Source organism: Henriciella barbarensis (genome assembly GCF_003576345.1).
Lineage (GTDB): Bacteria > Pseudomonadota > Alphaproteobacteria > Caulobacterales > Hyphomonadaceae > Henriciella > Henriciella barbarensis.
On record NZ_QWGB01000012.1, the window covers coordinates 1 to 6,848 of the forward strand.

The window sequence follows — 6,848 nt, forward strand, 5'->3', positions numbered from 1 at the left end:
CACAACGACGTGACAGTCGAGCGCCGTCTCGTGTTCCTGCATTTGCCAGAGATGCACGTGGTGAACGTCCGCAACGCCATCGACACTTCGCATCGCTTCCACGACGGCGGCATTGTCGATCTCGGGTGGGCTACCCAGCATCAACATATGGATCGGCCCGCCAATTTCACGGAACGACAGATAGAGAATGTATACCGCGATACCGATCGTCACGAGCGGATCGACCAGTCTCCAGTCATAGAGGAGGATGAGCGTTCCGCCTGCAACCACGGCTACCGATGCGAGTGCATCCGAAAGGTTGTGAAGGAAGAGCGCCCGGATATTCACGCTCCCTTTCTGCATCGAATAGGTCAGGAGGGCTGTCAGCGTATCGATGACCAGCGCAACACCGCCAAGAATAACGATCGTCCAGCCGCCAACGGCGGGGGGATCAATGATCCGCATGACACCCTCATAGATCAGATAGAGGCCGATGATGGTCAAAGATGTATAATTGATCAGGGCTGCGACGATCTCGATGCGGCCATACCCAAAGGTCATCCGCTCATCAGCCGGTCGCCGCGCAATCTTGCGCGCAGCGAACGCGATGACGAGCGACGCCATATCAGAGAAATTGTGCAGAGCATCGGCGATGAGCGCGAGGCTGCCGGAGAGAATCCCCCCGACAACCTGCCCAACGGTTAGTAGTGCGTTTGCCCAGATAGCAATGGAGACCCGGCGATCACCGCTTTTGGGATCAAGGCTGTCATGTTCATGTGCGTGGCTCATGATCGGCCTCCTCTTCCAGCACCTTGCGCTTGCATTCGAGATACGCGCGTCGCCGCGCGTGTACCGCGTTTTTGACACGGCTCTTTGATGGTATCAGGCCGCATTCTTCCTGCACCTTGGCCGCCTGCTCACTTGAAAGGGACACCATCGCGTTGCCGAGATTCCCGCAGCCCGCCAGGGCTGCGAGAGAAATCGACATGACCGCAACGCGAAGTTCACGATGGATGAACATGCTCGGCCTCCAACAAGGAATGGTGCGCGTCGGGCTTCGGTGCGAACCAGCGGTGAAGGGCTGGCAGGACAAGCAAGGTCAACACGGTCGATGAGACCAGCCCGCCCATGACGACCGTGGCCAGTGGCCGCTGCACTTCAGCACCGACACCACTCGCGAAGAGCAGTGGCGCAAGGCCGAGCGCCGTCGTAAGGGCGGTCATCAGAACAGGACGTGCCCGCAAGCCTGCCGCCTCGACGGCAAGTTCATCGCGGCCCCGGCCTTCCCTGGCAAAATCATCCATGAAGCTGACCAGCACCATGCCATTGCCGAGCGCGATGCCAAACAGGGCAATAAAGCCGACCGTCGCGGGCACCGAGATCGGCAGGCTCGCAACCCAGAGCGCCATCGCGCCGCCGGTCAGCGCCAGCGGAATGTTGAGCAGGATCAGGATGGCTGATTTCATGCGCCCGAAGGTTAATAGCAGGATCAGGAACACGATGCCCAGCGTGATCGGGATCACGACCGCAAACCGCGCATTCGCTTCTTGCTGGAGTTCGAACTGCCCGCCCCATTCGACGCGGTAACCGGCCGGTAAGTCAAGCTGGCCGGCGACCGCCGCCTGCGCATCGGCGACATAGCTGCCGATGTCGCGTCCTCTCACATTGAGCTGGACGGTGATGAAGCGCTCGCCATTCTCGCGCGTGATCTGGCGCGGCCCGACGATCTCCCTGATGTCTGCCACGCTTTCGAGTGGAACCCGTGCGCCGCTGGATGATTCCAGAATGATCCGTCCGATGGCCGCGGGCGTGTCGCGGTCTTCTTCGGCATAGCGCACGATGACGGGGAACTGGCGTACCCCCTGGAAAACGGCGCCAGCCTCTGCCCCGCCAACACCTGAACGCAAGGCGTCAAGCGCCTCCTCGACACTCAGGCCGTATCGGCCGAGCGCCGGACGGTCGAGCGAGACCACAAGCTGAGGCGCGCCGGTGATCTGATCGGCCTGGACGTCTGTGGCTCCCGGAATCTCCTGCAGGACCGCCTGCAAATCCTGCGAGCCTTCCAGAAGAACCTCCGTATCCGGCCCGAAGATCTTGACCGCCAGCTGCGCCTTTGTGCCGGTCAGGAGTTCATCAACCGACATGGCGATCGGCTGGCCGACATTAACCCTGACACCTGGAAAGCTGCCGAGATTTTCGGAGATCGACGCACGAAGTTCGTCCGGGCTGATGCCATCGCGCCATTCGCTTCGGGGTTTGAGCGCCACGAAGGCCTCGATACTGTTGACCGGGTCGGCATGCGCGCCGACTTCCCCGCGCCCGATCCGGCTGACGATCGAACTGACCTCTGGGAAAGAATCTAGCACTCTTTGCTCGATCCGCGTCGAGGTTTCCTTTGCCTCGGTGAGTGAGATGGAAGGCGCCATAGTCACTCTCAAAATTATGTCGCCTTCCTCCAGCGCCGGAGTGAACTCCGAGCCGAGACGTGTGGCCGACAATCCCCCGACCAGCAGCAGGATGCCCGCGAGCCCGACCGCCGCAAGACGACGCCGGACGAAGAAGGCCGCAAGCGGCTTGATCTGTGAAACAAGCCGACTGTCGCTCTCCTGGCTATTGCTCGTGGGCGGACGCATGAGGCCGAGCGCCATGGCCGGAGCGATGAGCGCCGCATAGATCAGCGACCCTGTCATCGCGAGTGCGGCCGAAGCGGCGAGCGGCCGGAACGTCTTGCCCTCTGTGCCCTGTAGCGAGAAGAGCGGAAGGAAGACGATGATCACCACGGCAACGGCAGCAGTCAGCGGCGCGATTACTTCGGCGCTCGCTCGCGCGACAGTCGTGCGGCTATCTTCATCCTCGCGTCGTTCGCGGAGTCCGCGATCAACGTTCTCGGCGATGACGATGGCGCCGTCGACCATCATCCCGATGGCGATCGCCACCCCGCCCAGCGTCATCAGATTGGCCCCGATGCCGAGCACGTTCATCGCGATGAAGGCAAAGCCGACCGAGAAGGGTATGGCCATGACGACGACGAGGCTTGGGCGCCAGCCGCCGAGGAACAGGAAGACGATGACGGCAACCAGGAGCGCGCCCTGCCAGAGGGCGGTCGTCACGGTCGCGGCCGCCTTTTTCACCAGCGTTCCCTGGTCATAATACGGAACAGCTTTGACACCGTTGGGAAGCGACTGGTTGATCTCGTCAAAGCGCGCCTGCGCGTTCTCAATCACCTCAGACGTGTTGGTTCCATACAGTTTAAGGACGAGACCGGCCACGGTCTCACCTTCGCCATTTGCGGTAGCAAGACCTTGCCGAACGCCGCCGCCAATCGCGACTTCACCGAGCTCGCTGACGCGGACCGTTCGTCCATCCACCGTCTTGACTGGCGTTTCACGGAGATCATTGAGGGTTCGCGCGAGCCCGACCCCGCGCACCGTGTACTGTTCTGCGCCAATTTCGATGAATTGCGCGCCGGCCGTGCGATTGGCGCTCTCCAAGGCGGCAATCACCTCGCCGACACTGAGGTCGTAGGACGTCAGCTGGTCGGGGTCGAGCCGGACCTGGTACTGCTTCTCGAAGCCGCCGAGCGACAGGACTTCGGTTACGCCTTCAACTGACTGAAGCGGATACTTGATCATCCAGTCGGCAATCTCGCGCAGCTGGACCAGCGACCGTTCGCCGGTCTCATCGACGAGGCGGTAATACATGATAATGCCAAGCCCGGTCGAAATCGGCCCCATCTTCGGCGTTCCGAAGCCCTGGGGGATGGCTTCACTGGCCTGACCGAGGCGTTCGCCGACGACTTGGCGGGCGAAATAGACGTCCGTGCCATCCTCGAAATAGATGTTGATGACCGACAGGCCAAAATTCGAGGTCGAGCGGATCTCCTCGACCTTTGGCAAGCCGGACATGGCCGTCTCGATCGGATAGGTGACATAGCGTTCGACCTCTTCGGGCGACAGGCCTTCAGTTTCCGTGAAGACCTGAACCAGAGAAGGTGAGGGATCGGGAAAAGCGTCGACAGGCAAGCTGCGAAAGGCAAACAGCCCCCCGATCGACAGGGCGAGTGCGGCAATGGCGGCAAGCAGCCGGCCACCCGCAAGGCGGTGCATCAAATTGATCATTTTGCGGGTCTCCTAGTGTGCGTGGCCGTCGCCGAAAGCGTCTTTTTCAAGCTGCGCTTTCAGGGTGAAGGCGCCCTCGGCAACGAATGCTTCGTCGGCCTCGACCCCGGAAATGATCTCGGTGTAGCCCCTCGCGCTGTTCCCTGTGCGGACCTCGCGCGGTTCGAACCCGTCATCGGTCGGGACGAAGACGGACATCCTGTCCTCGACGCTGACAATCGCATCGGAGGGAACGCGCACGACGGGGCGCCCCTCTCCCGTGTCGATCCGCGCCGTTACGAACTGACCGGGCTTCAGCCTGTGTTCGGCATTGTCGACAATGACGCGCGCTGTTGCTGTCCGGGACGCCTCGTTAATGACAGGCAGAACATTTGAAATTGTCCCTTCGGCCAGGACGCGGCCATCCTCCTGCTGGAATGTCACGGTCTGGCCTTCGCTGACCTTGCCGAGATCTTCCTTGTAGACCGCGATATCGGCCCACACGACGCTATCATCAATGATGACAAAGATGGGCGCGCCGCCAGCGGATACGGTTTCTCCAAGCGAAACGCTTCGCTGGATCACTTCTCCGGCCAGGGGCGCCGTGACATAGGCTTGCGCAAGCGACCCGTCCGCAGCCTCATCCAGCATGTCCAGCGTGCCATGACCGATGCCGATGGCATGCAGTCTGTTTTCGGCAGCTTCCCGGCCGGCATTGGCTGCGGCGAATGCCGCACGCGCCGACTGCAGATCGGCCTCGGCGGTGATTTTCTGCTCCCAGAGATTTTCCTCACGCTCAAGCTCGGCTTGCGCGAGGCGCTCGGCGCTCAGGGCATTCAGATAATCGGCCTTTAGGCCGGCAAGTTCACGACTGGTCAGCCGGGCAAGCGTGGCGCCGGCTTTCACGATGTCGCCTTCGCCTGCATAGAGCTGAGCAACGGTGCCCTCGACCTGTGGCGAGACCCTTGCGACACGGTCCGCATCGAAACGGATCTCGGCCGGCAGTTCCAGCTGGCCCGAAACCGCTCCTGTTTGGGCTGGCCCGGTCCGGATACCGGCAGCTTCCGCCTCCTCGGCGGTCAGCTCGACATGATCATTGCCGTCTTCTGCATGGCTCTCATGGTCGCCCTCGCCCTCCGGGGCCGTCTGGTCTGCAGGTGGTGAAGCGGGAGCGTCATTGCCACAGGCGCCAAGATATAGAAGCGCCGAAGAAAGCAGCGCCGCATAGAACAAATTCAGTTTCATTGGATCTCTCCGTCGAAGGGCGCTGCGCCAATCAGCGCACGCAGCCGCAGGGTTTGTGTAAGGAGCGCCAGCCGGGCATCGATCACGGCGGCGCGGGTTTCAATTAGGCTGCGTCTTGCATCGAGCGTGGCGGTGAGATCGAACTTGCCAACCCGGTAGCCTTCGGCGGCTGAAGCGTAGGCATCTTCGGCGAAGGGCAGGGCCTCTTCCTCAAGACGCTGCAATCGGGATTCTGCGCCCCGGATTTGCGCGGCGCGGCTCGCCTGCTCGGCTCTCAGCCTCGCTTCGATGGCCCTGGCATTCAGTTCGGCCCCTTCGGTGCGGAATTTGGCTGCCCTTGTAGCATCCTGGTTACGGTCAAAGACCGGCAATGGCAGGCTTACCCCCACGAGGAATGCACTGTCTCCGGTGTCCTCAAAGCGCCGGATGCCAGTAGAGACGGTAATATCCGGCCAGGCGCCGGCCCGCGCGCGGTCTGTCGCTGCCACCTTGGCTTCCGCACCGGCTTGAGCCGCTTGCAATTTTGGATGTTTAGCACCGTCAGGATCCGGTTCCGTACCGTAGAGCGCCAAGTGTGAAGCCTCTGCTCTCGGCAGGATGAAATCTACCTTGGCGCTGCCCCAGACCGAGGCGAGCGCCAGTGCACGGGCTTCCGCCTCGCCTTGGGCCGCATCGGCGGTGGCCTGAAGGATCGCTGCTTCGGCTTTTGCACGGGACAGCTCGGGCGGGGCTGTGGCTCCTGCGTCGACGCGACGCTCAACAATATATGCAAACTCCTCGGCCAGTTTGGCCGATGCATCTGCCACTGCGGCCATTTCGATTGCTGCCTGCAAGTCAAGAAAGAGTTCACCCGCAAGCCGCTGGACTTCCAATCGCTGGACGTTGCACTTTGCGCTTGCAAGCGCGGCCTCGGCCCTTGCAGCTCTCTCGGACAAGCGACGTTTGCCTCCGAGTTGGAAGGTCTGTTCCAGCGCCAGCGTCGTCTCATAGGCATTAAAGCCTTCGAGACCGCCGGTGCCCGCAAAGTTCTCGGTCTCCAGGGAAACCGCCGGGTTGAGCCGCCGCCCGGCCTGGTCGGCATCGGCCGAAGCGGCTCTCGCTTCCAAGGCGGCAATCAGGATTTCGGGCGCGGTATTGCCGGCTCGCGCAACAGCCTGTTCCAGCGTGAGCGGAGGCGTCTGATCATACTCGATCGCCCGGAGCGGGGTAGCACTGCACCCCTCGGCATAGGCTGCGCCGACCATGGCAGGCAGGCCTATTGCGGCAACAGCGCCACATAGCAGAATTTTCATTTTGGATGGTTTCCTCGTCCAGATTCAACGACAGTGCAGCCGGAGCAGCACAAAGTTTTGGTGTCGTCGGTCTAGGCGCGGGGAGGTCGGTATAGGCCATCCGGAACGAGGCTCGCGTGGAATGCCAAGCCCGGACGAAGCCGCTTAGTCTGAATCTCAGGCTGAATGGCGGCGCCGAAATAGCTCCCGCCGATCATGTGGACATGACAGCTGCCGCAATGATGGGCCTTATGTT

Annotated in this window: 5 protein-coding genes; all 5 read right to left on the reverse strand. The window is 61.8% G+C overall.

Annotated features, from left to right (window positions below; translation table 11 throughout):
- Positions 1 to 768: cation diffusion facilitator family transporter (locus tag D1224_RS14340; RefSeq protein ID WP_147372408.1), on the reverse strand; the 768-nt coding region annotated here is incomplete at its 3' end.
- Complete coding sequence (locus tag D1224_RS14345; RefSeq protein WP_119380606.1) at positions 752 to 1,000, reverse strand: hypothetical protein; 249 nt, start codon at positions 998 to 1,000, stop codon at positions 752 to 754. The genes D1224_RS14345 and D1224_RS14340, both read right to left, overlap by 17 nt.
- Entirely contained in the window at positions 984 to 4,097 is a 3,114-nt protein-coding gene (locus tag D1224_RS14350; RefSeq protein WP_119380635.1) for an efflux RND transporter permease subunit, read from the reverse strand. The genes D1224_RS14345 and D1224_RS14350 overlap by 17 nt, the downstream gene beginning before the upstream one ends.
- A 12-nt stretch (positions 4,098 to 4,109) precedes the next feature.
- Positions 4,110 to 5,321, reverse strand: a complete 1,212-nt coding sequence (locus tag D1224_RS14355) for an efflux RND transporter periplasmic adaptor subunit (protein ID WP_119380391.1) — start codon at positions 5,319 to 5,321, stop codon at positions 4,110 to 4,112.
- The gene (locus D1224_RS14360; protein ID WP_119380392.1) at positions 5,318 to 6,613 is read right to left on the reverse strand and encodes a TolC family protein; all 1,296 of its coding nucleotides are present in this window, start codon (positions 6,611 to 6,613) and stop codon (positions 5,318 to 5,320) included. The genes D1224_RS14355 and D1224_RS14360 overlap by 4 nt, the downstream gene beginning before the upstream one ends.
- Positions 6,614 to 6,848: the final 235 nt, after the last annotated feature.